This window comes from Streptomyces sp. SID14478 (assembly GCF_010548525.1).
Lineage (GTDB): Bacteria > Actinomycetota > Actinomycetes > Streptomycetales > Streptomycetaceae > Streptomyces.
On the sequence record NZ_JAAGMG010001207.1, the window covers coordinates 1 to 1,591 of the forward strand.

Here is a 1,591-nt window from a genome sequence, read left to right on the forward strand (position 1 = left end):
GCGACCCCGGCTTGCTGCGCCGCGGCTGTGACGGCGGGCTCGGCGGGTGCGGGGGCGCGGATCACCAGCGCGGCCGCGTCCGCCGCGCCGAGCTCGGTGAGCAGCGCGGCGACGTCCTCGGCCCGCTGGACGCCGACACCGAGCACCAGTGCCCGGTGCGGCAGCACCGGTTCGTCCAGCGGGTCGTGGATGACCACGCCGCCGATCGCGTCGGCTTTCTCCACGTCGCCGCAGACGAGGTCGAGCAGGGTGGTGCCGAGGTCCTCCAGGACCCGTCCCAGGCTCGCTCGCGGTCGCTCGTTCACGGTGTCCGGCACGCCCCCGCCCCTAGGTCCCGCCGTCACGACCGCACGTCACCGGCTCGACCGGGATTGTGCGACGGGAAGGACCGCGGCGACAAGGACCCTCACAGCGGGATCCATTCGGTGCGCACGGTGACCTCGTCGAGCGCGTCCGGGAGCGGGGTGACACCGAGCCCGGGGCCGGTGGGTACCGGCAGGTGTCCGTCGGCCAGGACGAACGGCTCGGTCAGGTCGGTGCGGTAGTAGCGGTCGGAGGCCGAGGTGTCCCCGGGCAGGGTGAAGCCCGGCAGCGCGGCGAGCGCGACGTTCGCGGCGCGGCCGAGGCCCGTCTCCAGCATGCCGCCGCACCACACCGGCACCCCGTGGGCGGCGCAGACGTCGTGGATGCGGCGGGCCTCCAGATAGCCGCCGACCCGGCCGGGTTTGACGTTGACGATCGTGCAGGCGCCCAGGGTGATCGCGGCGGCCGCGGCGCGGGCCGAGGTGATCGACTCGTCCAGGCAGACGGGAGTGCTGACGGTCCTCGCCAGCGCGGCGTGGCCGAGGATGTCCTCCTCGTCCAACGGCTGCTCGATCAGCAGCAATTGGAACGGGTCGAGGCGGGCCAGGTGCCGGGCGTCGGCGAGGGTGTAGGCGGCGTTGGCGTCGACCTGCAGCAGCAGGGCGTCGCCGAACCGTTCGCGGACGGCCCGTACCGGTTCGACGTCCCAGCCGGGCTCGATCTTCAACTTGATCCGGAGATATCCGGCGTCGAGATATCCGGCGACCGCGTCGAGCAGTTCCGGCACGCTGTCCATGATGCCGACGGAGACCCCGCACGGGACGCGGTCGTGGACGGCGCCGAGCTCCCTCGCGAACGACACGCCGCGGGTGCGCAGTTCGGCGTCCAGTACCGCCATCTCCAGTGCGGCCTTCGCCATCCGGTGGCCCCGGAACGGGGCGAGGGCCGGGGCGACGGCGACCGCGTCGAGCCGGTCGCGCCCCGCGAGCGCCGGGACGAGGAAGCGGCGCAGCACGTCGCCGCACCCCGCGACGTACTCCGAGGAGTAGCGGGGGTCGGCCATCGCCACGCACTCCCCCCAGCCCTCCACGTCTGGGCCCACCGCCCGCAGCACCAGCGCGGTGCGGGCGGTCTGGGTGGAGAACGAGGTGCGGAACGGCGACACCAACGGCAGCCGGATCTCGCGGACTTCGACCCCGGTGAGTTTCACGGTGCGTCCTTTCGTACGAGGAGGTGGCGGCCGGAGCCGTCGCGTCGCCGGCCGACGGTGAGTGGTCCGCGCGGGACC

The 1,591-nt window shown here is 73.7% G+C and carries 1 protein-coding gene and 1 pseudogene; both read right to left on the reverse strand.

Annotated elements, in window-relative coordinates; all coding sequences use genetic code 11:
• A pseudogene (locus G3I40_RS38655) lies at window positions 1-317 on the reverse strand (PucR family transcriptional regulator); the annotation flags it as partial.
• Window positions 318-406: 89 nt separating this feature from the next.
• Entirely contained in the window at window positions 407-1,513 is a 1,107-nt protein-coding gene (gene menC / locus G3I40_RS38660; RefSeq protein WP_164559492.1) for an o-succinylbenzoate synthase, read from the reverse strand.
• Window positions 1,514-1,591: the final 78 nt, after the last annotated feature.